Consider the following 20830-nt stretch of genomic DNA (forward strand, 5'->3'; position numbering starts at 1 on the left):
CGCTAACCCCTGTTACACGCCCGTCGGCAAATCGGGACAAGCTGGGGCTAAAGTACGGACGTTCGACTGCCGATGGGGTGCGCCCGTACGGGGTACCGCTGCCGGGGGTTCGGGGGCCGAGCCCCCGGCAGCGGCGCCGTCGGCTAGCTGCCGGCCGCCGCGTCGCACCGCTGCGCGGCGAGGGCGCGGGCCAGGTCGTCGCGCGACTCCAGCACCAGGCGGCGCAGCGCGGGGGCCGCGTCCGCATGGGCGGTGAGCCAGGCGTCGGTCGCCGCGACCGTGGACTCGGAGTCCTGGAGCGACGGGTACAGCCCCTTCACCACGTCGATGGCGATCTGGATCGACCGCTCGGCCCACACCCGCTCGACGACCTCGAAGTAGCGCTCCGCGTAAGGCGTCAGCAGGTCCCGCTGCGAAGGCTGCTGCATGCCCGCGATCGTGGCCTCCACCAGCGCGTTGGACAGCGCGTCCGACTCGACCACCGCCGCCCACGCCTGGTCCTTGACCGCCTGCGAGGGCCGCGCCGCGAGGCAGCGCACCTGGTGCCGCTTGCCCGACGCCGTGTCGTCGCGGGCCAGTTCGGCGCTGAGCGCGCCCTCGTCCACCACGCCGTGCGCGGCCAGGGGGAGCAGGAAGTCCCAGCGCAGTTCCTGGTCCACCTCCAGCCCGTCGATCCGCGCCGACCCGTCGAGCAGCCCCAGCAGCAGCTGGAAGTCGCCCTGGGTCGCCGCGCTCGCCGCGAAGAAGCGCGCCCAGGTCAGCTGGTGCTCCGACCCCGGCTCGGCCAGCCGCAGTTCGTGCAGCGCGCCCGCCGCCACCTCCCGGCCGCCCTGCTCGCGCCAGTCGCGGGCCGCGTAGTGGGTGACCGACGTCAGGGTCTGCGAGTGGAGCATCTGCAGGACGCCGACGTGCGTCTCCCGGCCCGCGTGCGTCAGGACCAGCGAGACGAAGTCACGCGCCGGCAGCAGGCCGTCGCGCGTCAGGTTCCACAGGGCCGACCAGCACAGCGCCCGGGCCAGGGGGTCCGTCACGCTGCCCAGGTGGGACCGCAGCGTCGCCAGCGAGCCCTCGTCGAAGCGGATCTTGCAGTAGGTGAGGTCCTCGTCGTTGACCAGGACCAGGTCCGGCCGCTCCAGCCCGGCCAGCTCCGCGACCGCGGTCCGGGCCCCGGCCACGTCCGCCTCGGCCCGCGCGTACCGGACCAGCGAGCCGTCCGCCGTCAGCCGGTACAGGCCCACGGCCACCCGGTGCGGCCGCAGCTCCTCGCCCTCCTGCACCACGGCGAGCTCGGTGATCCGCCCGCCCGCGTCGAGCGTCACCACCGGCGTCAGCGCGTTCACGCCCGCGGTCTGCAGCCACGCCCGCGACCACTCGCTCATGTCGCGCCCGGAGACCTCGGCGAGGACCGACAGCAGGTCGTCCAGCGTGGTGTTCCCGTACGCGTTGGCCTTGAAGTAGCGCCGCGCGCCCTCCAGGAACGCCTCCCGTCCCACATAGGCGACGAGCTGCTTGAGCACGGCCGCGCCCTTGGCGTAGGTGATCCCGTCGAAGTTCAGCTTCGCGGCCTCCAGGTCACGGATGTCGGCCGTGATCGGGTGCGTGGACGGCAGCTGGTCGGCGCGGTAGGCCCACGCCTTGCGGCCGTTCGCGAAGCTGACCCACGCCTGGTCGAAGCGGGTGGCCTCCACCAGACCGAAGGAGCCCATGAAGTCCGCGAAGGACTCCTTCAGCCACAGGTCGTCCCACCACTTCATGGTGACCAGGTCGCCGAACCACATGTGCGCCATCTCGTGCAGGATGACGTTCGCGCGCCGCTCGTAGGAGGCCTGCGTGACCTTCCCGCGGAAGATGTACTCCTCCCGGAAGGTCACCATGCCCGGGTTCTCCATCGCGCCCAGGTTGTACTCCGGCACGAAGGCCTGGTCGTACTTCCCGAAGGGGTACGGGTAGTCGAAGATCTCGTGGAAGAGGTCGAAACCCTGCTTGGTGACGAGGAAGACGTCGTCCGCGTCGAAGTGTTTCGCCAGCCCCTTGCGGCACATCGCGCCCAGCGGGATCGTCAGGTCCCCGCGCGTGTAGGTGTCGGTGACGTAGTGGTACGGGCCCGCCACCACGCACGTGATGTACGTGGAGATCGGCGCGGTCTCGGCGAACCGCCACACGCCGCCCTCGCGCGACTCCTCCGCGCCGTTGCTCCACACCTGCCAGCCCTCGGGCGCGGTCACCTCGAAGCGGTAGGGCGCCTTCAGGTCCGGCTGCTCGAAGTTCGCGTACACCCGCCGCGCGTCGGCCGGCTCGTACTGGGTGTAGAGGTAGACCTCGCCGTCCTCCGGGTCGACGAAGCGGTGCATGCCCTCGCCCGTCCGGCTGTAGGCGCAGTTCGCGTCCACCACCAGGACGTTCTCCCCGGCCAGGCCGTCCAGGGCGATCCGCGCCCCGTCGAAGACCGCGGCGACGTCCAGCGCGCGGCCGTTGAGGGTCACGGAGTTCACCGAGGGCGCGATCAGGTCCGCGAAGGTGGCGCCTCCGACGGTCGCGGCACGGAAGCGGATCGTCGTCACCGAGCGGAAGGTCCGGGGGCCTTCGGCCGGCTCGGCCTCGTCCACCGCGGACCTGAGGTCGAGGACCACCTCGTACCCGTCGACGGACAGCAGTTCGGCCCGCTCGCGGGCCTCGTCGCGGGACAGATTCTCTCCGGGCACGTGCACTCCTTCGTGCGTGATCGCGTTCGTGTGACGAATCCTCGCACGGGGAATGCGCGCCACTCCGTTCTGGTTGGGGACGGAGAACATGACCGACTGAGGAGAGCCATGACCGAGACCCAGGTGCGCGAGAAGACCCCCGTGGACTTCTGGTTCGACCCGCTGTGCCCGTGGGCCTGGATGACGTCCCGCTGGATGCTGGAGGTCGAGAAGGTGCGCGACGTGCGGGTCCGCTGGCACGTCATGAGCCTGGCCGTCCTCAACGAGGACAAACTCGATCAGCTGTCCGAGGTCTACCGCGAGACCCTGGAGACCAAGGGCTGGGCGTCGGTGCGCGTGGCCGTGGCCGCCCAGCAGAAGTACGGCGAGGAGATCACCGGCGCGCTCTACACGGCGCTCGGCACCCGCATCCACAACGAGGGCAGGGGCGCGACCCGCGAGGTGATCGCGGAGGCGCTGGCCGAGGTCGGCCTGCCGGCCGAGCTGCTCGCGTACGCCGACTCGGACGAGTACGACTGGGCGCTGCGGGCCTCCCACAACGACGGCATCGACCGGGTCGGCCAGGAGGTCGGCACCCCGGTGATCTCGGTGCCCGGCGCCGACGGCGAGGACGTGGCCTTCTTCGGCCCGGTCGTCACCCCGGCCCCGCGCGGCGAGGCCGCCGCCCGGCTCTGGGACGGCACGCTGCTCGTCGCCTCCACGCCCGGGTTCTTCGAGATCAAGCGCACCCGCACCAAGGGCCCCTCCTTCGAGTAGCCCGCAGGGCCGCACGGCCCCGGCGTCGCAGACCACAGGACCCCCGCGAGTGGGGGCACCTCCCAGCGGTAGCTGGGGGATGACTCGCGGGGGTCCTGTGCTGTGCACGCCCGCCGGTGAAGGGTGAGAAGACGATCACGAGGCGGACGGGTTCGCGGGGTGCCGATCAGCCCTTGGCGGGGATGAGCAGCGGGGTGTTCGCCTTGGCGTCGGCGTAGCGCCTGGCCACGTCCTGCCAGTTGACGACGTTCCACATGGCCTCGATGAAGTCCACCTTCTGGTTCTTGTACTGCAGGTAGAAGGCGTGCTCCCAGGCGTCGAAGACCAGGATCGGCACCGAGGCCTGGCCCACGTTGCCCTGGTGGTCGTAGACCTGCTCGACGATCAGGCGGCCGCTGATGGGCTCGTACGCGAGCACGCCCCAGCCGGAGCCCTGCGTGGCCGAGGACGCGAAGGTCAGCTGCTTCTTGAAGGCGGCGAAGGAACCGAAGGACTCGGTGATCGCGGCGGGGAGTTCGCCGAGGCCGTCCTTCTCGTCCGGGACGCCACCGCCCTCGCCCGTCTTGGGGCTGGCCATGTTGTGCCAGTAGATGCTGTGGAGGATGTGGCCGGAGAGGTGGAACGCGAGGTTCTTCTCCAGCCCGTTGAGGGCGCTCCAGTTCTCCTTGTCGCGCGCCTCCGCCAGCTGCTCCAGCGTGGTGTTGGCGCCCGCGACGTAGGCCGCGTGGTGCTTGTCGTGGTGCAGCTCGATGATCTGCGGGTTGATCACCGGCTCCAGCGCCGCGTAGTCGTACGGAAGCTCAGGAAGCGTGTAGATGGCCATGCGTTGCGGTCCCCTCGGCGTGCCAACTGCTTATTGCAATTAATGCGCAACTGCACGCTAGCAGCATCTATTCCGGGCGGGCCCCTCAGGGGCCGTGTACGCCGAGAAGGAACCGCAAGGCGGGACGGGCAGCGGCTCAGCCCCGACGGGCCCGGAGCTCCCGGACCCCCGCCACCGTGAGGATCACCGCGGCGGCCCCGCTCGACCACAGCAGCTGCGGCCGCGCCGAGTCGTCGAACAGCATCAGGACCAGCACCGCCGCCATGCCGAGCAGCGCCGCCCAGGTCGCGTACGGGAACAGCCACATCGGCAGGGTCAGCCGCTCGGGCATGTCCCGCTCGATCCGGCGGCGCAGCCTCAGCTGCGAGACCGCGATCAGCGCCCAGACGAACAACAGCACCGCGCCGACCGCGTTGAGCATGTAGAGGAAGATCGTGTCCGGCCACAGCAGGTTCAGCACCACCGACACGAAGCCGAAGGCCACCGACGCGAACACCGCGCGCCGCGGCACCCCGCCGCCCGAGACCTTCAGCAGCGCCTTCGGCGCCTCACCGCGCTCGGCGAGCGAGAACACGATGCGCGAGGACCCGTACAGATTCGCGTTGAGCGCCGACAGCAGGGCCACGAAGACGACGATCTGCATGATCGTCCCGGCCTTCGGGATGCCGATGGAGTCGAGGACCGCGACGTACGGGCTCTGGCCCGGCTTCAGCGAGTCCCACGGCAGCAGGGTCACGATGACCAGCATGGAGCCGACGTAGAAGAAGAGGATGCGCCACACGGCGCTGCGCACCGCGCGGGCCACGGACCGCGCCGGGTCGTCCGACTCGGCGGCGGCGATGGTGACGACCTCCAGGCCGCCGAAGGCGAAGACGACGGCGAGCATGCCGGCGATCACGCCGCCGGCGCCGGCCGGGAAGAAACCGCCCTGGCCGGTGAGGTGGGCGAGCCCCGCGGGCTCGGTGTCCGGGAGCAGACCGAAGATCGCCAGGGTGCCGAGGATCAGGAACAGCACGATCGCGCCGACCTTCAGCGCCGCGAACCAGAACTCGAACTCGCCGAAGTTGCGCACCGCGGCCAGGTTGGTCACGGTGAAGACCACCATGAAGATCAGCACCCAGACCCACTGGTCGACGGCGGGCACCCAGGTGTTCGCGATGTCCGCGGCGCCGGTGGCCTCCACCGCCAGCACGACCACCAGCAGGAACCAGTAGAGCCAGCCCGCCGAGAAGCCGGCCCAGCGCCCCAGGGCCTTCTCCGCGTAGACCGAGAAGGAGCCCGACGCGGGCATCGCGGCCGACATCTCGCCCAGCGCCCGCATCACCAGCATCGCGAGGACGCCCGCGAGCAGGTAGGAGCAGATGATCGCGGGACCGGCGACGCCGATGCCGGCTCCGGAGCCGACGAAGAGCCCGGCTCCGATCACGCCGCCGAGACCCAGCATGGTCAGGTGGCGCTGCTTGAGGCTGTGGCTGAGGGGTTCCGGGGGCAGTTCGCCCGACGTGGGAGGTGCTTCTTCTTGCAGGCGCTCACGCATGAGGGGATCGCTCGTACTCTCGTTCGGCCCGGCGGCGGTGGGGGCTCCGCATCAGGATTTGGCGGGACCCCACAGTCTCACCGGGCGGCGGTCGTCCGTGCAAAACGGACGTGCGGTCAGATCTTCCCCGTGACGAGGATCACGCCGACTCGGCGGGGGAGCGGGGGATTTGTCAAATCCCCACCAAGCCGGGGAGCCGGGCTTTGTCCCCGGCAGCGGGGGGAGGGCGGCGGACCGCGCACTAACGTCGGTGATCGTCCCGCCCCCACCACCCCACGGAGCCCCCGATGAGCACTGCTTCCGTCACCCTGCGGCCCGGCACCGTCCTCGCCGACCTGCTGCCCGCGAGCCGCGTCCGCGACATCGCGCTCGTCGCCGGCGGAGCCGCCCTCACCGGGCTCGCCGCCCAGCTCTCCGTCCACGTGGACGGCCTGGCCGCGCCGATCACCGGCCAGACCTTCGCCGCGCTGCTCGTCGGCACCGCGCTCGGCGCCGGCCGCGGCTTCCTCTCCCTCGCCCTCTACACCCTGGTCGGCATGGCCGGCGTGCCGTGGTTCGCGGGCGGCACCTCCGGCGCGGGCGGCGCGACCTTCGGGTACGTGCTGGGCATGCTGCTGGCCTCCACCCTCGTCGGCGCGCTCGCGCGGCGCGGCGCCGACCGTTCGGTCCTGCGCACGGCCGGTGCGATGGTGCTGGGCTCCGCCGTGGTCTACGCGGTGGGCGTCCCGTACCTGATGGCCGCCACCGGGATGCCCCTGGGTCTCGCCGTCGCGAAGGGCCTGACCCCGTTCCTGATCGGCGACGCCCTCAAGGCCGCACTGGCCATGGGCCTGCTGCCGGCGGCCTGGAAGCTGGTCGGCCGCCGCGGCTGAGCGGCCTGCGGCCGAGCGGCCCCCGGGCAGGCGTCCCGGGCCGAGCGGCCCCCCACGTGCCGGAGCCCGGCCCGCCTCTGACGGCGGGCCGGGCTCTGTCGTACGTACGCGACCAGGGGGTGTCAGCCCTGGAGCGCGGCCCGCTTGCGGCGGAAGTCCAGCACCACACCGACGGCCACGACCACGCCGGCGACCAGGGTGGACAGCGTGACGACCTCGCGGTTGGCGTCGTCCACGAACATGTAGCCGATCACGAACATGATCAGTGCGGCGGTGGCCCAGGTCAGCCACGGGAAGAGCCACATCTTCACGGTCAGCTTCTCCGGGGCCTCGCGGACCAGGATCCCGCGCATCCGCAGCTGGGTGAAGCAGATCACCAGCCAGACGAAGAGCGCGATGGCGCCCGAGGAGTTCAGGAGGAAGGTGAAGACCGTGTCCTTGAAGGCGTAGTTGAAGTAGACGGCGACGAAGCCGAAGACCGTCGAGCCCAGGATCGCGGCGACCGGTACACCACGGGAGTTGACCTTGGCGAACGCCTTCGGGGCGTCGCCGCGCTCACCGAGCGAGAAGGCCATGCGCGAGGCGGTGTAGAGGCCCGAGTTCAGGCAGGACAGCACGGCGGTCAGGACGATGACCTCCATGATGGTGCCGGCGTGCGCGATGCCGATCGAGTCCAGGGCGGCGACGTACGAGCCCTTCTCGGTGATCGACTTGTCGTTCCACGGGAGCAGGGTCAGCACGATGAAGATCGAGCCCAGGTAGAAGACGCCGATCCGCCAGATGACGGAGTTGGTGGCCCGGGTGACCGCCTTGCGGGGGTTCTCCGACTCGCCGGCGGCCAGCGTGACGATCTCGCTGCCCATGAAGGAGAAGACGACCATCAGCACACCGGTCAGGACGGCGCCGTAACCGTTGGGGAAGAAACCGCCCGCGTCGGTCAGGTGCGCGAAGCCCGCGCCCGGGTTGTCGGAGCCCGGCAGCAGGCCGAAGACGGCCAGCATGCCGACGATCACGAACGCGCCGATGGCGACGACCTTGATGCCCGCGAACCAGAACTCGAACTCACCGTAGGAGGCGACCGAGCCGAGGTTGGTGGCGGTCAGCACCGCCATCACGATCAGCGCCCAGCCCCACTGCGGGACGGCCGGGATCCAGCCCTCCAGGATGGAGGCACCGGCGGTGGCCTCCACCGCGAGCACGACGACCCAGAAGAACCAGTACAGCCAGCCGATGGAGAAACCGGCCCAGCGGCCGAGCGCCCGGTCGGCGTAAGCGGAGAAGGAACCGGAGTTCGGGCTGGCGGCGGCCATCTCGCCCAGCATCCGCATCACGAAGACCACCATCGCGCCGACCAGCGCGTAGGAGATCAGAATGGCGGGACCGGCCTTGGCGATACCGCCACCGGAGCCGACGAAGAGGCCGGCGCCGATGACACCGCCGATGGCGATCATGGACAGGTGGCGGTTCTTGAGACCGGCCTTCAGACCGTCGGAGGGCTGACCTTCACCGTTGTTTCCGGTGGGGCCGCCTTCCTTCTGGAGGGTCGTCGTGGAGCTCATGGACGGATCCTTAGGTTCTCGGGTTGCGAGCCCCGGCATTCAAACCTGAGATGAACGCAGGACGGAAGACCTCAATCCGGATCGTTGCGCTGGGACGAACGTCCAGGACATCGGCCGCGCCCTGTCCCATCTGCGCTCTTTGGGTTTACTTGAGCTTTAGAAGTGACTTACGCGACACCCACCGGCGTCCGTGCGGGGGCCACGTGCCACACTCGTCCCATGCGCGTGTACCTCGGATCCGACCATGCCGGTTATGAGCTCAAGAACCACCTGGTGGACTGGCTCAAGAACAACGGCCACGAGCCCGTCGACTGTGGGCCCCACATCTACGACGCCGTGGACGACTACCCGCCGTTCTGCCTCCGCGCCGCGGAGAAGACCGCCGCGGACGCGGACAGCCTCGGCATCGTGATCGGCGGCTCCGGCAACGGCGAGCAGATCGCCGCCAACAAGGTCAAGGGCATCCGCGCCATCCTCGCGTGGAGCGTCCAGACCGCCGAGCTGGGCCGCGAGCACAACAACGCCAACGTCATCTCCGTCGGCGGCCGCATGCACACCCAGGAAGAGGTCGTCAGCTTCGTCGACGCCTTCCTGAAGACCCCGTACTCCGACGAGGAGCGGCACACCCGCCGCATCGACATGCTCTCCGCCTACGAGCAGACCGGCGAGCTCCCCCCGATCCCGGCCCACCACCCGCAGGGCTGATCCCACGTCCGGCCGTGCCGCTCCCGCCCGGGGGTGGCACGGCCGTCGTCATTCCTTTGAGCTTCGAGGAGCTTCGCCGTGCCCGAGGGGCATACGATCCACCGCCTCGCCCAGGACCACACCGAGCGGTTCGCCGCACGCCCGGTCCGGGTCAGCAGCCCGCAGGGCCGGTTCGCCGACAGCGCGGCCCTGCTCGACGGCCGTGAGCTGGAAAGCGCCGAGGCGCACGGCAAGCACCTCTTCCTGGAGCTCGGCGACGCCTGGATCCACATCCACCTCGGCCTCTTCGGCAAGCTCGGCTTCGGACCGGCCCCGGCGCCCCCCGCCACGGACACCGTCCGGCTGCGCCTGCTGAACGAGGAGCACTACGCCGATCTGCGCGGTCCCACCGCCTGCGCCCTCGTCACGGAGGGCGAGAAGAAGGCGATACACGACCGCCTGGGGCCCGACCCGCTGCGCCCCGCCGACGACCCCGGCCGTGCCTGGGCCCGGATCTCCCGCTCCCGCACCACCGTCGCCGCCCTGCTGATGGACCAGAAGATCGTCGCGGGCGTCGGCAACGTCTACCGCGCCGAGGTCCTCTTCCGGCACGGCATCGACCCCTACCGCGCGGGCAAGGACCTCTCCCGCGCCGAGTGGGACGCCCTGTGGGCGGACCTGTCCGCCCTGATGCGCGAGGGCGTGCGCCACAACCGCATCGACACCGTCCGCGACGAGCACCTGCCGGAGGCGATGGGCCGCCCGCCGCGGGTGGACGACCACGGCGGCGAGGTGTACGTCTACCGCAGGGCGAACATGCCCTGCCACGTCTGCGGCAGCGAGATCCGCACCGCCGCCCTCGCCGCCCGCAACCTCTTCTGGTGCCCGACCTGCCAGTCGCGTTAGCCGTCCCTTAGCCAGTCCCGTTAGCCAGTCCCGTGAGCGCGGGGGGCTAGAAGCCGTGCGGCAGCCACGGGGCGACGTCCCCCGCGAAGGCGCGGGACGCCTCCGCCAGTGAGCCCGCGCGCAGCTCGCGCACGAGACCGGCCGCCGCCAGCGACGTGAGGGTGATCCCGCCCAGGTATGCCGAGCCGAGCTCCCGGACCGACAGCCCGAGGTCCGCCGGCTCCGCGCTGCGGGTGCAGGAGGCGGCGCCCTTGGCGTCCGCGACCAGCCGCCACCGCCCCTCGTTCCACGGGCAGAACGCGTCCTCGACCTCCAGGACCACGTCCACCGGGGCCCCGTAGGTGCGCGCCTCCAGCGCCGCGGCGACGTCGACCACCCTCAGGTGCAGCGCGTCCCGCGTGCGCGCCCCCGACCGCCGGACATCGCTGACCAGGTGCAGCACCGGGTCGTCCACCGGCCGCCGGCGCGCCCGTACCGTCCAGGTCAGGTCTATCCCGAAGAGATAGCGCCACAGCGCCGCGTACGCCGCCGGGTCCAGCGCGTCCACGTCGCCCACCTCGACCTTGCCGTCCGAACCGGCCATGTCCCGGTCGGCCTTGACCCGGTAGCGGGCGTACCCGACCACCTCGCCGTCCGCCCGCTCGGCGAGCACGCACTTCAGCGGCGAGGCGCCGCCGCGCACCTCGGGCGGGTCCAGCAGCGCCTGCCGCTCCCAGCCGGGCCGGCGGGCCGGCATGCCCGGCCGGGTGGGGACCAGCGCCGCGTAGACGCGCTCGCAGTCAGCCAGCGCCTGCTGCGGGTCGACGAGGCGCAGCCGCACGTCGTCCGTCCCCGGCGGAACGGACAGCCGTACGCGGGTCGTGTCGATGTCCACGGACAGGGCGTACGTCGCCGTGCCGTAGCCGAAACGCCCGTAGATGGCCGGATCCGACGCCGTCAGCACGGCGAGCGGTTCACCACCCGCCCGGATGTCGTCCAGCTGGCGCCGCATCAGGGAGGTGAGCACCCCGCGCCGGCGGTGGGTGGGGGCCACGCCCACCATCGTGACGCCGGCCGCCGGGACGAGGGCCCCGCCGGGCACCGAGAGGCGGAAGGTGAAGGCACCGGCCGAGCCGACGCAGGTGGCGCCGTCCCAGACACCGAGGGAACGTTCCGCTTCCGTCAGCGCCCTGGAGAATTCCCGCTCTTCGGAGGGCTCGGGCACACCCCCGAACGCCAGTTCCAGGTTGTCGTACCAGACATCCCACTCATCACCCTGCAATACGCGCGTCTCAAGAGCCATACGGCCATCCCTATCAGGGCATTCCGGCTCAGTCGACGTGTTTTCGGACGGCCGGAGGTCCCCGGGTGCAGGGGTACCGCTGCGCATCCGCAGTCAGGATGGATAAGGTCCCGAAACAATGGCCGGAGCACGCGTGGAAACCCTTACGGCCCGGATGCGCATGCTGTCGCACCGGGCCCGCACCACCCTGCGCAAATCCGCCGTCGACTACTTCCGCGGCGACGGCTCCGACTGGCTGGCCTTCGGCGGGCTCCTGCTCACCATTCCCGCGATCGCCTGCGGCACGCTCATGCTGCCCGTCTGGTTCTCGTCCTCCGCGCTCGTCCTGCCCATCGTGGCCGGGGGACTGCTGCTGCGCCCCGCCAGCCTGCTCGCCCTGTACGCGGCCTCCGCGGCCGCGCTGATCGTCGAGGCCCTCGTCCTGGGCCCCTACACCCAGGGCCCCGCGCGCGTCACCCCCGGCACCGTCCTGGTGGTCGCGGCCTGCGGGTTCTTCGGGCTGGTCATCGCGCAGTTCCGCAGCCGCGTGGGCGTGCCCTGGCGGCGGGGCGGCACCATGCTCTTCGACCTGCGCGAACGCATCCGCGTGCAGAGCAAACTGCCCCCCCTGCCGCGCGGCTGGCACCGCGAGATGGCCCTGCGGCCCGCCGGCGGCCAGTCCTTCTCCGGCGACTTCGTGGTCGCGGCCCGCACCAACGGCGGCCGCACCCTGGAGATCGTCCTGACCGACGTCTCCGGCAAGGGCATGGAGGCGGGCTCCCGCGCCCTGCTGCTCTCGGGCGCCTTCGGCGGCCTCCTCGGCGCCCTGCCCCCGCACGGTTTCCTGCCCGCCGCCAACCGCTACCTGCTGCGCCAGGACTGGGAGGAGGGCTTCGCCACCTCCATCCACCTCGTCCTGGACCTGGAGACCGGCGACTACGAGCTCCTCTCGGCCGGCCACCTCCCGGCGCTCCAGCTCTCCGCGGGCACCGGCCGCTGGGTGGAGAAGACCGGCGAGGGCCCGCTGCTCGGCGTCTACGACGGCGCCGACTTCACCCCCGCCCGCGGCAACCTGCGGTGCGGCGACGTCCTCATGCTCTTCACCGACGGCCTCGTCGAGACCGCCGACCGCGACATCAGCGAGGGCATCGACCGCCTCACCGGCGAAGCCGACCGCTACGTCGCCTCCGGCTGGGACGGCGCGACCTGGCACCTGATCGAGAAGGTCGCCAAGGACGTCAACGACGACCGCGCGCTCCTCCTGATCCGCCGCTCGCCCTGACGGCGGCGGAGGAGGCACCTCACGCGTCACGCGGCCTGCCCTCACAAGGTGGCCACTCCTCCCGGATTGGCCCGCCCGCCCGGCCCCGGCGGGCCCTACCGTGCCCCCATGGACCGCACGCTCGCCGACGATCTCGCCCGGCTTCCCGACCTGCTCGACGCCACCCGCCGCGCCGCCGCCGACGCGCTCGGCACGCTGGACGCGCGTCCCGTCGTACCGCCCGGCCCGCCCGCCGGGCCCTCGTACGCCCCCGAACCCCTCCCGGAGCGCGGCGCCGGAGCGGACGCCGCCCTCGCCGCCTTCCGGGAGCGCTGGGAGCCGAGGCTGTCGGCCTCCGCGGGCCCGCGCTACCTCGGCTTCGTCACCGGCGGCGCCACCCCGGCGGCCCTCGCCGGGGACTGGCTCACCGCCGCCCACGACCAGAACTCGAACTCCGCCCTGGACGGCGCCGGCCAGGACCTCGAACGCGAGACCGTCGGCTGGCTCCGGGACCTCCTGCGCCTCGGGCCGCAGCACACGGGCACCTTCGTCAGCGGCGCCACCATGTCCAACACCACCGGTCTCGCCATCGCCCGCGAATGGCTCGGCGAACGCCTCGGCGTCTCGCCCGCCGACGACGGCGCCGGCGCCCTCGGCCCCGTCCGCGTGCTGTCCGGCGCCCCGCACTCCTCCATCGCCAAGGCCCTCTCGGTCCTGGGCCTGGGCCGCAACTCCCTCGTCCCGGTCCCCACCCTCCCCGGCCGGGAGGCCGTCGACCCCGCCGCCCTCGACCGGGCCCTCGCCGACACGCCCGGCCCGGCCGTGGTCGTCGCCAACGCCGGCACCGTCAACACCGCCGACTTCGACGACCTGCGGGCCGTCGCCGCTCTCAAGGAGCGCCACGACTTCTGGCTGCACACCGACGCGGCCTTCGGCGCCTTCGCCGCCCTCTCGCCGGACCACGCACACCTCGTCGACGGCCTCGACGCCGCCGACTCCCTCTGCGTCGACCTCCACAAATGGCTCAACGTCCCCTACGACAGCGCCGTCCAGTTCACCCGCCGCAGGGACCTGCAGGCCCGCGTCTTCCAGAACTCGGCCGCCTACCTCGGCCCCCTCGGCGACCACCCCGACCTCGTCCACCTCACCCCGGAGAACTCCCACCGCCTGCGCGCCCTCGCCGCCTGGTTCACGCTCCGCGCGTACGGCCGCCAGGGCCACCGGGAGATCGTCGAGCGCGACATCGCCTGCGCCCGCGCCCTCGGCGAGCAGCTCTCCGAGGACCCCGCCCTGCGTCTGCTCGCCCCGGTCCGCCTCAACGTGGTGTGCTTCACCCTCGCCGAGGCCCCCACCCCGGCCCGCCTGACGGCCCTGCGCGAGGCCGCGGCCGCCGACGTCTTCGTCACCCCGACCCGCTACGGGGGAATCCCCGCCCTGCGCGCCGCGTTCGCCAACTGGCGCACCACACCGGCGGACGTGCGCCGGGCCGCCCAGGCCCTGTGCAGAGCAGCGAAGGAGATCGCATGACGGACCGGCCCCTGACACTCGTGGAAGTCGAGGCGCTGGCGCGCAGCGCGCACAAGGGCCAGACGGACAAGGCCGGCCGGCCGTACGCCGAGCACCTCGCCGCCGTGGCCGAGGGCGTCCGCGTGCGCGGCGGCAGCCCCGAACAGCAGGCCGCGGCCTGGCTCCACGACGCGATCGAGGACGGGGCCCTCAGCCGCGCGTGGCTGGACGCGGCGGCCCTCCCGCAGCCGGTCAAGGACATGGTCCTCGCGGTCACCAAGCGCCCCGGCGAACCGGTCGAGCAGTACGCGGCCCGCATCCTCGCCACTCCCGGCGCCCTGCTCGTCAAGGAGGCCGACCTCGCGCACAACGCCGACCCCGTACGCCTGCGCGTACTGGACGGCCCGACGCGCGAGCGGCTGACCGCGAAGTACGCGTACGTCCGCTCCCTCCTCGGGCTCACCGCCCCGTGACCTGCGCACCAGGTCCGAAATGTGCCCGATGCGCGGGACGTTGGCGGAAACAGAACCTGGACTATTCGTCACGGGGCGGATAGCCGGGCCCGGTTGGTGGGAGGATGGTGCATGTGGGGGTGTGCGCGGCCGTGCGCCCCGGGCCGACCAGGGGACGACCGAAGGTGTGATCAGAAGTGGCCATTTCGCTGTCAGTGGTGGTTCTGTTGGCGGTCATCCTGGTGGTGCTGATCCGCGGCAACCACATCAAGACGGGCCCGGCCATCGTCGCGGCCCTCTTCGGCTTCTTCCTGGCGTCCAGCTCGATCGCGGGCGACGTGAACCGCTTCCTGAACTCCCTCGCGACGATGATCTCCAACATCAAACTCTGACCGGCCCGCCCCGGCCGGCCGGGACGGCGACCGGAAACGACACCGGGAACGACGAAGGGCCAGGGGGAGGAAACGTCCTCTGACCTGGCCCTTCGTGCTTCAGAGCGGGTGACGGGAATCGAACCCGCGTAGCTAGTTTGGAAGACTAGTGCTCTACCATTGAGCTACACCCGCAGCACGCGCGCCGCAGGTCCGGGGACCGCGGCACGGACAGCATCCTAGCGGGTCGCGCCGGGGGAGCGCACACCACATGGCGCGCCCGCGCCGGGGAACCGGCCGAAAGGCGTCGTGATAACCCGCGCATCAGAGGGTCTCCGGGCATGTACCCTACGTGTCGCACCGACGGGGTGTGGCGCAGCTTGGTAGCGCGTCCGCTTTGGGAGCGGAAGGTCGTCGGTTCGAATCCGGCCACCCCGACCACCAGCACTGTCCCCCTCTTAGATCCTTCCGGGTCCTGCGAGGGTCACCACAAGATCGCGTTGTGGGCTGATTGCCGCTTGCGGTTACTATGCAAGCTGCGTGCCCGTGTGTCTGATGTACCGGGCCGAAGTCCGCCGAACCGCTGAATCACAGCGTGACGGCAGAATCCCCAGCAGTCAGCCACCAAGGAGACCGAACCGTGAAGAGCGCCGTGGAGACCCTGAACCCGACTCGGGTTCGGCTCACTGTTGAGGTGCCCTTCGAGGAGCTCAAGGACAGCCTCGACGCGGCGTACAAGAAGATCAACCAGCAGGTCACGGTGAAGGGCTTCCGCAAGGGCAAGATCCCGGCCCGCGTCATCGACCAGCGCTTCGGCCGCGGTGCGGTGCTGGAGGAGGCCGTCAACGACGCCCTCCCGAAGTTCTACACCGAGGCGGTCAACGAGGCCGACCTGAACCCGCTGGGCCAGCCCGAGGTGGACATCACGGAGCTGAAGGACGGCGAGCTGCTGGCCTTCACCGCCGAGGTCGACGTCCGTCCCGAGATCGAGATCCCGGACTACTCCGGCATCGAGGTCGAGGTCGACGCCATCGAGGTCTCCGACGAGGACGTCGAGAAGTCCGTCGAGCAGCTGCGCGGCCGCTTCGCGTCCACCAAGGACGTCGAGCGCGCCGCCCAGGACGGCGACGTCGTCACCATCGACCTGGAGGCCAAGGTCGACGGCGAGGTGCTGCCGGACGGCGTCGCCTCCGACGTCTCCTACACCATCGGCTCGGGCGAGCTCCTCGAAGGCATCGACGAGGCCGTCAAGGGCCTGGAGGCCGGTGGCGAGGCCACCTTCACCTCCCAGCTGAAGGGCGGCTCCGCCGAGGGCAAGGACGCCGAGGTCACCGTCAAGGTCACCAAGGTCTCCGCCCGCGAGCTGCCGGAGCTGGACGACGAGTTCGCGCAGATGGCGAGCGAGTTCGACACCCTTGAGGCCCTCAAGGACGACAGCCGCAAGCGCCTCGAGAACATGAAGCAGTACGACCAGGCCACGCAGGCCCAGGAGCGCGTCCTGGAGAAGCTGCTGGAGCTCGTCGAGGTCCCGATCCCCGAGAAGCTCCTCGCGGACGAGGTCCAGACCCGCAAGCACAACCTCGAGCACCACCAGCTCGGCCAGATGGGTCTGACCATCGAGAAGTACCTGGAGTTCCAGGGCAAGACGGTCGAGGAGTTCGACGCCGAGACCTCCGAGCAGGCGATCAAGGGCATCAAGACCCAGTTCGTCCTCGACGCGCTGGTCAACAAGGAGAAGCTGGGCGTCAACCAGGAGGAGCTCACCGAGCACCTCATGCGCCGCGCCGCCTCCTCCGGCATGTCCCCCGACCAGTTCGCCCAGGCCGTCGTCGAGGGCGGCCAGGTCCCGATGCTCGTCGGCGAGGTCGCCCGCGGCAAGGCCCTCGCGGTCGTCGTCGAGGCCGCCAAGGTCGTCGACACCAACGGCGAGGTCGTGGACCTGTCCGACGAGGACGAGGAGCAGGCCGCCGAGACCGTCGAGGCCACCGTCGACGGTGACACCGAGGCCGCGGCCGACGAGGCCAAGTAACACCCCGGGCGAAGCCCGCTGAGCAGTGCCCCGAAGGGCCCGGACGCAGCCGCGTCCGGGCCCTTCGCCCTGGCGCCCGAAGGCTCCGGGAGCTTGCGCTCCGAGCGAACAGTTCGGGAAGCGGGATGGCGTTGTCCTACCTGCGCGTTAGGGTCCATGAGTACGAGGGCACGTGAGCACCCGGACGCCGGCGGACTCGTCCGCACCGGCCGGACCGTGCCCCAGAACGAGACGCTGAGACGGCACATGGCCGTCGGAGACGAGCAGGTGGATACGTGACGAATCTGAAGCCTTACGCCGCGGGTGAGCCGTCCATCGGTGGCGGCCTCGGCGACCATGTCTACAACCGGCTGCTCGGCGAGCGCATCATCTTCCTCGGCCAGCAGGTCGACGACGAGATCGCCAACAAGATCACCGCGCAGCTCCTCCTCCTGGCCGCCGAGCCGGAGAAGGACATCTACCTGTACATCAACAGCCCGGGTGGCTCCGTTACGGCGGGCATGGCGGTCTACGACACCATGCAGTTCATCAAGAACGACGTCGTCACCATCGGCATGGGCATGGCGGCCTCGATGGGCCAGTTCCTGCTGACCGGTGGCGCCAAGGGCAAGCGCTTCGCCCTGCCGAACACCGACATCCTGATGCACCAGGGCTCCGCCGGCATCGGCGGCACCGCGTCGGACATCAAGATCCAGGCCCAGTACCTGCTGCGCACCAAGCAGCGCATGGCAGAGATCACCGCGTTCCACTCGGGCCAGACCGTCGAGGCGATCATCCGCGACGGTGACCGCGACCGCTGGTTCACCGCCGAGGAGGCCAAGGAGTACGGCCTCATCGACGAGATCATCTCGGCCGCGTCCAACGCGCCGGGCGGCGGCGGCACCGGGGCCTGATCCCGGCGCACAGCGCAGTACCAGGCAGCCGACAGCCCGCAGAACGCCACCAGGACGGTGAACACCCAGATGCACATCAACAACCTCTCTCCCGCGAGCGGCCTCTACACCGGCGCTCAGGTGGACAACCGCTACGTCATCCCGCGCTTCGTCGAGCGCACCTCGCAGGGCGTGCGCGAGTACGACCCGTACGCGAAGCTCTTCGAGGAGCGCGTGATCTTCCTCGGCGTGCAGATCGACGACGCCTCCGCCAACGACGTCATGGCGCAGCTGCTGTGCCTGGAGTCGATGGACCCGGACCGCGACATCTCGATCTACATCAACAGCCCCGGCGGCTCCTTCACCGCGCTGACGGCGATCTACGACACGATGCAGTTCGTGAAGCCGGACATCCAGACGGTCTGCATGGGCCAGGCGGCCTCCGCCGCCGCGGTCCTGCTCGCCGCCGGCACCCCCGGCAAGCGCATGGCCCTGCCGAACGCCCGTGTGCTGATCCACCAGCCCTCCGGCGGCACCGGCCGTGAGCAGCTCTCCGACCTGGAGATCGCGGCCAACGAGATCCTGCGCATGCGCGACCAGCTGGAGACCATGCTGGCCAAGCACTCGACGACGCCGATCGAGAAGATCCGCGACGACATCGAGCGCGACAAGATCCTCACTGCCGAGGACGCGCTCGCGTACGGCCTGATCGACCAGATCGTCTCGACCCGCAAGAACTCCCACTGATCCTTGCCGACAGTTGGCGTGATCACGCAGCCGGATCCGGCGATGTGAACCACGTCAAGGGGGCCCCGCACGGGGCCCCCGGCAAGGTACCGTCGGATATGAGGCACCAGGAGCGCTGAACCAGGCGTCTCCCAGGCGAAGGGGAAGCACCTCGTGGCACGCATCGGTGACGGCGGCGACCTGCTCAAGTGCTCGTTCTGCGGAAAGAGCCAGAAGCAGGTGAAGAAGCTCATCGCAGGACCCGGTGTGTACATCTGCGACGAGTGCATCGACCTCTGCAACGAGATCATCGAAGAGGAGCTCGCGGAGACCTCCGAGGTCCGGTGGGAGGAACTCCCCAAGCCCCGTGAGATCTACGAGTTCCTGGAGAGCTACGTCGTCGGCCAGGAGCCGGCGAAGAAGGCGCTCTCGGTAGCGGTCTACAACCACTACAAGCGGGTCCAGGCCGGGGAGAACGGCGGCGCCCAGGGCCGGGACGACGCCATCGAGCTGGCGAAGTCCAACATCCTGCTGCTGGGCCCCACGGGCTCGGGCAAGACCCTGCTCGCGCAGACCCTGGCCCGGATGCTGAACGTCCCGTTCGCCATCGCCGACGCGACGGCGCTGACGGAGGCCGGGTACGTCGGCGAGGACGTCGAGAACATCCTGCTGAAGCTGATCCAGGCGGCCGACTACGACGTCAAGAAGGCCGAGACCGGGATCATCTACATCGACGAGATCGACAAGGTGGCCCGCAAGAGCGAGAACCCGTCGATCACGCGCGACGTGAGCGGCGAGGGCGTTCAGCAGGCCCTCCTGAAGATCCTGGAGGGCACGACCGCCTCGGTCCCGCCGCAGGGCGGCCGCAAGCACCCGCACCAGGAGTTCATCCAGATCGACACGACGAACGTGCTCTTCATCGTGGGCGGCGCCTTCGCCGGCCTGGAGAAGATCATCGAGTCGCGTGCGGGAGCCAAGGGCATCGGCTTCGGGGCGACGATCCGCTCGAAGCGCGAGATCGAGGCCAGCGACCAGTTCCAGGAGGTCATGCCGGAGGACCTGGTGAAGTTCGGGATGATCCCCGAGTTCATCGGCCGCCTCCCCGTCCTGACCTCCGTGCACAACCTGGACCGCGAGGCCCTGCTCCAGATCCTCATCGAGCCGCGCAACGCGCTGGTGAAGCAGTACCAGCGGCTGTTCGAACTCGACGGTGTGGAACTGGACTTCGAGCGCGGGGCCCTCGAAGCCATCGCCGACCAGGCGATCCTGCGCCAGACGGGCGCGCGCGGTCTGCGCGCCATCATGGAAGAGGTCCTGATGTCGGTGATGTACGAGGTCCCGTCCCGCAAGGACGTGGCCCGCGTGGTCATCACCGCGGACGTCGTCCGCTCCAACGTCAACCCGACGCTGGTCCCCCGCATCGTCCCGAAGGACCAGGGCCCGCAGGAGAAGTCGGCGTAACCGAGCCGGTAGGCACGCATGCAGAAGGGGCGCCCCGATCCGGGGCGCCCCTTCTGCGTTGCCTGCGGCGTCGTTACTTCTTGACGCGGGCGGTGTTGTAGAGCTTCGCGGTGAACTCCGCGGTCTGCTCCAGGGTGTAGCCCGACTTGCCGGCCAGCACGGAGGACATCTCCATCGCGGTGACCGTGCTCAGGGTGCTGTAGTCACCCCAGATGCAGATCGGGAGCGTGAACTCCTTGGGCCCCTTGGCCGTCGTGTCCTTCGTGGTGAACTTGGCCTCCTGGCACTTCATCACGGCGCCCTTGAAGCCGGCCGGGCTCATCGTCTTGGGGCTCCCGATGAGGTCGACCGTCTGCTTGCTGTCGCCCTTGGTGGCCTCCAGCTTGGCCAGGGCGAAGTACGCGTCCACGGCCTTCTCCGGGTCCGCGACCTCGCCGTAGACGCCCGAGAAGTTGAGGAGCTTGGCGGACAGCGGGTTCTTCGGGTCGCCGGACTGGTAGGTCATGCCCACCTGGGTGGGGTTCTTGACGCCCACGCCCTCGGCTTCCTTCTTGTCCTTGTCGCTGAATTCCTTGTCCGTGTACTTCGGGTCCTTCTTGAAGTCGTCCACCGACTCCGGGGCGACCAGCTTGTAGCCCTTGGTGTTGGCCGCGATGCCGCCGCCCGCGCCGCCGCCCTTCATGAAGTACCAGCCGCCGCCCGCGATGACCGCGACCGCGACGACCACGCCGATGATGACGCCGGCCTTCGACTTCTTCGGGGGCGTGCCACCGTACGGGGGCTGCTGCGGGTAGCCGTACGCGGGCGCAGGCGGCTGCTGCGGGTAGCCCTGCGGCGGCACGCCCGGCTGCTGCGGGTAGCCGTAGCCGGGCTGCGGGGCGGGCTGGCCGTACGGGCCCGGCGGCGGGGGCTGCTGCCCGTACGGGCCCGGCTGCTGCGGCTGTCCGTAAGGTCCCGGCTGGTTGTAGCTCATCCCGCGTCCCCCCATGAGGTCGTTTATGTGTTCCACACATCCTGGCGGAAGCCGATGCGGTGCGGGGCGCCGGGCCCCC

18 protein-coding genes and 2 tRNA genes are annotated in these 20830 nt (G+C 70.5%); 13 read left to right on the forward strand and 7 right to left on the reverse strand.

The window, feature by feature from the left end:
- Positions 1-143 precede the first annotated feature (143 nt).
- Positions 144-2702 (reverse strand): aminopeptidase N, encoded by a 2559-nt coding sequence (gene pepN / locus AC07DU_RS17045; RefSeq protein WP_479112097.1) that lies wholly within the window; start codon positions 2700-2702, stop codon positions 144-146.
- A gap of 108 nt (positions 2703-2810) precedes the next feature.
- On the opposite strand from pepN, the gene AC07DU_RS17050 reads away from it, so the two are divergent.
- A complete protein-coding gene (locus AC07DU_RS17050) occupies positions 2811-3458 on the forward strand; it encodes a mycothiol-dependent nitroreductase Rv2466c family protein (RefSeq protein ID WP_360892807.1) in 648 nt (215 codons plus the stop codon).
- A 166-nt stretch (positions 3459-3624) separates the two neighbouring features.
- Here AC07DU_RS17050 and AC07DU_RS17055 read toward each other — a convergent pair whose 3' ends face one another.
- The gene (locus AC07DU_RS17055; protein WP_453284991.1) at positions 3625-4281 is read right to left on the reverse strand and encodes a superoxide dismutase; all 657 of its coding nucleotides are present in this window, start codon (positions 4279-4281) and stop codon (positions 3625-3627) included.
- A 136-nt stretch (positions 4282-4417) separates the two neighbouring features.
- Positions 4418-5818, reverse strand: a complete 1401-nt coding sequence (locus tag AC07DU_RS17060) for an amino acid permease (RefSeq protein WP_479112099.1) — start codon at positions 5816-5818, stop codon at positions 4418-4420.
- 287 nt (positions 5819-6105) lie between these two features.
- Here AC07DU_RS17060 and AC07DU_RS17065 point away from each other — a divergent pair, with 287 nt between their 5' ends.
- Positions 6106-6690 (forward strand): biotin transporter BioY, encoded by a 585-nt coding sequence (locus tag AC07DU_RS17065; protein ID WP_453284989.1) that lies wholly within the window; start codon positions 6106-6108, stop codon positions 6688-6690.
- A gap of 122 nt (positions 6691-6812) precedes the next feature.
- On the opposite strand, the gene AC07DU_RS17070 is transcribed toward AC07DU_RS17065, so the two are convergent.
- Entirely contained in the window at positions 6813-8249 is a 1437-nt protein-coding gene (locus AC07DU_RS17070; RefSeq protein ID WP_479035291.1) for an amino acid permease, read from the reverse strand.
- 219 nt (positions 8250-8468) lie between these two features.
- On the opposite strand from AC07DU_RS17070, the gene AC07DU_RS17075 reads away from it, so the two are divergent.
- Together AC07DU_RS17075 and AC07DU_RS17080 are read left to right on the forward strand one after the other, a co-directional pair.
- Entirely contained in the window at positions 8469-8954 is a 486-nt protein-coding gene (locus AC07DU_RS17075) for a ribose-5-phosphate isomerase (protein ID WP_360892821.1), read from the forward strand.
- Positions 8955-9032: 78 nt separating this feature from the next.
- Entirely contained in the window at positions 9033-9839 is an 807-nt protein-coding gene (locus tag AC07DU_RS17080; RefSeq protein WP_479035296.1) for an Fpg/Nei family DNA glycosylase, read from the forward strand.
- Between the two features lie 46 nt (positions 9840-9885).
- Here the strand turns inward: AC07DU_RS17080 and AC07DU_RS17085 are convergent, their stop codons facing one another.
- Complete coding sequence (locus AC07DU_RS17085) at positions 9886-11121, reverse strand: GNAT family N-acetyltransferase (RefSeq protein WP_479035299.1); 1236 nt, start codon at positions 11119-11121, stop codon at positions 9886-9888.
- 118 nt (positions 11122-11239) lie between these two features.
- Here AC07DU_RS17085 and AC07DU_RS17090 point away from each other — a divergent pair, with 118 nt between their 5' ends.
- The 4 genes from AC07DU_RS17090 to AC07DU_RS17105 all read left to right on the forward strand — a co-directional run bounded on the left by AC07DU_RS17090 (position 11240) and on the right by AC07DU_RS17105 (position 14711).
- Positions 11240-12382, forward strand: coding sequence for a SpoIIE family protein phosphatase (locus tag AC07DU_RS17090; protein WP_479035302.1), 1143 nt, complete (start codon positions 11240-11242; stop codon positions 12380-12382).
- A 108-nt stretch (positions 12383-12490) separates the two neighbouring features.
- Positions 12491-13888 (forward strand): pyridoxal phosphate-dependent decarboxylase family protein, encoded by a 1398-nt coding sequence (locus AC07DU_RS17095; RefSeq protein WP_479112102.1) that lies wholly within the window; start codon positions 12491-12493, stop codon positions 13886-13888.
- Positions 13885-14340 (forward strand): HD domain-containing protein, encoded by a 456-nt coding sequence (locus AC07DU_RS17100; protein ID WP_479112104.1) that lies wholly within the window; start codon positions 13885-13887, stop codon positions 14338-14340. The genes AC07DU_RS17095 and AC07DU_RS17100 overlap by 4 nt, the downstream gene beginning before the upstream one ends.
- Positions 14341-14516: 176 nt before the next feature.
- Positions 14517-14711: a hypothetical protein gene (locus AC07DU_RS17105; protein WP_360892839.1), complete on the forward strand. Its 195-nt coding sequence runs from the start codon at positions 14517-14519 to the stop codon at positions 14709-14711.
- 103 nt (positions 14712-14814) lie between these two features.
- On the opposite strand, the gene AC07DU_RS17110 is transcribed toward AC07DU_RS17105, so the two are convergent.
- Positions 14815-14885: transfer RNA gene (locus tag AC07DU_RS17110), tRNA-Gly, on the reverse strand.
- A gap of 169 nt (positions 14886-15054) precedes the next feature.
- Here AC07DU_RS17110 and AC07DU_RS17115 point away from each other — a divergent pair.
- The 5 genes from AC07DU_RS17115 to clpX all read left to right on the forward strand — a co-directional run bounded on the left by AC07DU_RS17115 (position 15055) and on the right by clpX (position 19778).
- Positions 15055-15131 (forward strand) — tRNA-Pro (locus tag AC07DU_RS17115).
- A gap of 199 nt (positions 15132-15330) precedes the next feature.
- Positions 15331-16719 (forward strand): trigger factor, encoded by a 1389-nt coding sequence (gene tig / locus AC07DU_RS17120; RefSeq protein ID WP_366867197.1) that lies wholly within the window; start codon positions 15331-15333, stop codon positions 16717-16719.
- A gap of 275 nt (positions 16720-16994) precedes the next feature.
- Positions 16995-17612, forward strand: a complete 618-nt coding sequence (locus AC07DU_RS17125; protein WP_479035320.1) for an ATP-dependent Clp protease proteolytic subunit — start codon at positions 16995-16997, stop codon at positions 17610-17612.
- 69 nt (positions 17613-17681) lie between these two features.
- Positions 17682-18338 carry an ATP-dependent Clp protease proteolytic subunit gene (locus AC07DU_RS17130; RefSeq protein ID WP_479035491.1) on the forward strand — a complete coding sequence of 219 codons (657 nt, stop codon included), beginning with the start codon at positions 17682-17684 and terminating at the stop codon, positions 18336-18338.
- Between the two features lie 153 nt (positions 18339-18491).
- Positions 18492-19778, forward strand: coding sequence for an ATP-dependent Clp protease ATP-binding subunit ClpX (clpX, locus tag AC07DU_RS17135; protein WP_360892857.1), 1287 nt, complete (start codon positions 18492-18494; stop codon positions 19776-19778).
- Positions 19779-19851: 73 nt separating this feature from the next.
- Here the strand turns inward: clpX and AC07DU_RS17140 are convergent, their stop codons facing one another.
- Positions 19852-20751: a hypothetical protein gene (locus tag AC07DU_RS17140; RefSeq protein WP_479112106.1), complete on the reverse strand. Its 900-nt coding sequence runs from the start codon at positions 20749-20751 to the stop codon at positions 19852-19854.
- Between the last annotated feature and the right edge of the window lie 79 nt (positions 20752-20830).

This window comes from Streptomyces sp. NPDC045695 (assembly GCF_056432025.1).

Coding starts and splice junctions, on each gene's coding strand:
- AC07DU_RS17050 (WP_360892807.1), top strand. CDS start 2,811: ATGACCGAGACCCAGGTGCGCGAGAAGACCCCCGTGGACTTCTGGTTC.
- AC07DU_RS17055 (WP_453284991.1), bottom strand. CDS start 4,281: ATGGCCATCTACACGCTTCCTGAGCTTCCGTACGACTACGCGGCGCTG.
- AC07DU_RS17060 (WP_479112099.1), bottom strand. CDS start 5,818: ATGCGTGAGCGCCTGCAAGAAGAAGCACCTCCCACGTCGGGCGAACTG.
- AC07DU_RS17065 (WP_453284989.1), top strand. CDS start 6,106: ATGAGCACTGCTTCCGTCACCCTGCGGCCCGGCACCGTCCTCGCCGAC.
- AC07DU_RS17070 (WP_479035291.1), bottom strand. CDS start 8,249: ATGAGCTCCACGACGACCCTCCAGAAGGAAGGCGGCCCCACCGGAAAC.
- AC07DU_RS17075 (WP_360892821.1), top strand. CDS start 8,469: ATGCGCGTGTACCTCGGATCCGACCATGCCGGTTATGAGCTCAAGAAC.
- AC07DU_RS17085 (WP_479035299.1), bottom strand. CDS start 11,121: ATGGCTCTTGAGACGCGCGTATTGCAGGGTGATGAGTGGGATGTCTGG.
- AC07DU_RS17090 (WP_479035302.1), top strand. CDS start 11,240: ATGGCCGGAGCACGCGTGGAAACCCTTACGGCCCGGATGCGCATGCTG.
- AC07DU_RS17095 (WP_479112102.1), top strand. CDS start 12,491: ATGGACCGCACGCTCGCCGACGATCTCGCCCGGCTTCCCGACCTGCTC.
- AC07DU_RS17100 (WP_479112104.1), top strand. CDS start 13,885: ATGACGGACCGGCCCCTGACACTCGTGGAAGTCGAGGCGCTGGCGCGC.
- AC07DU_RS17130 (WP_479035491.1), top strand. CDS start 17,682: ATGCACATCAACAACCTCTCTCCCGCGAGCGGCCTCTACACCGGCGCT.
- AC07DU_RS17140 (WP_479112106.1), bottom strand. CDS start 20,751: ATGAGCTACAACCAGCCGGGACCTTACGGACAGCCGCAGCAGCCGGGC.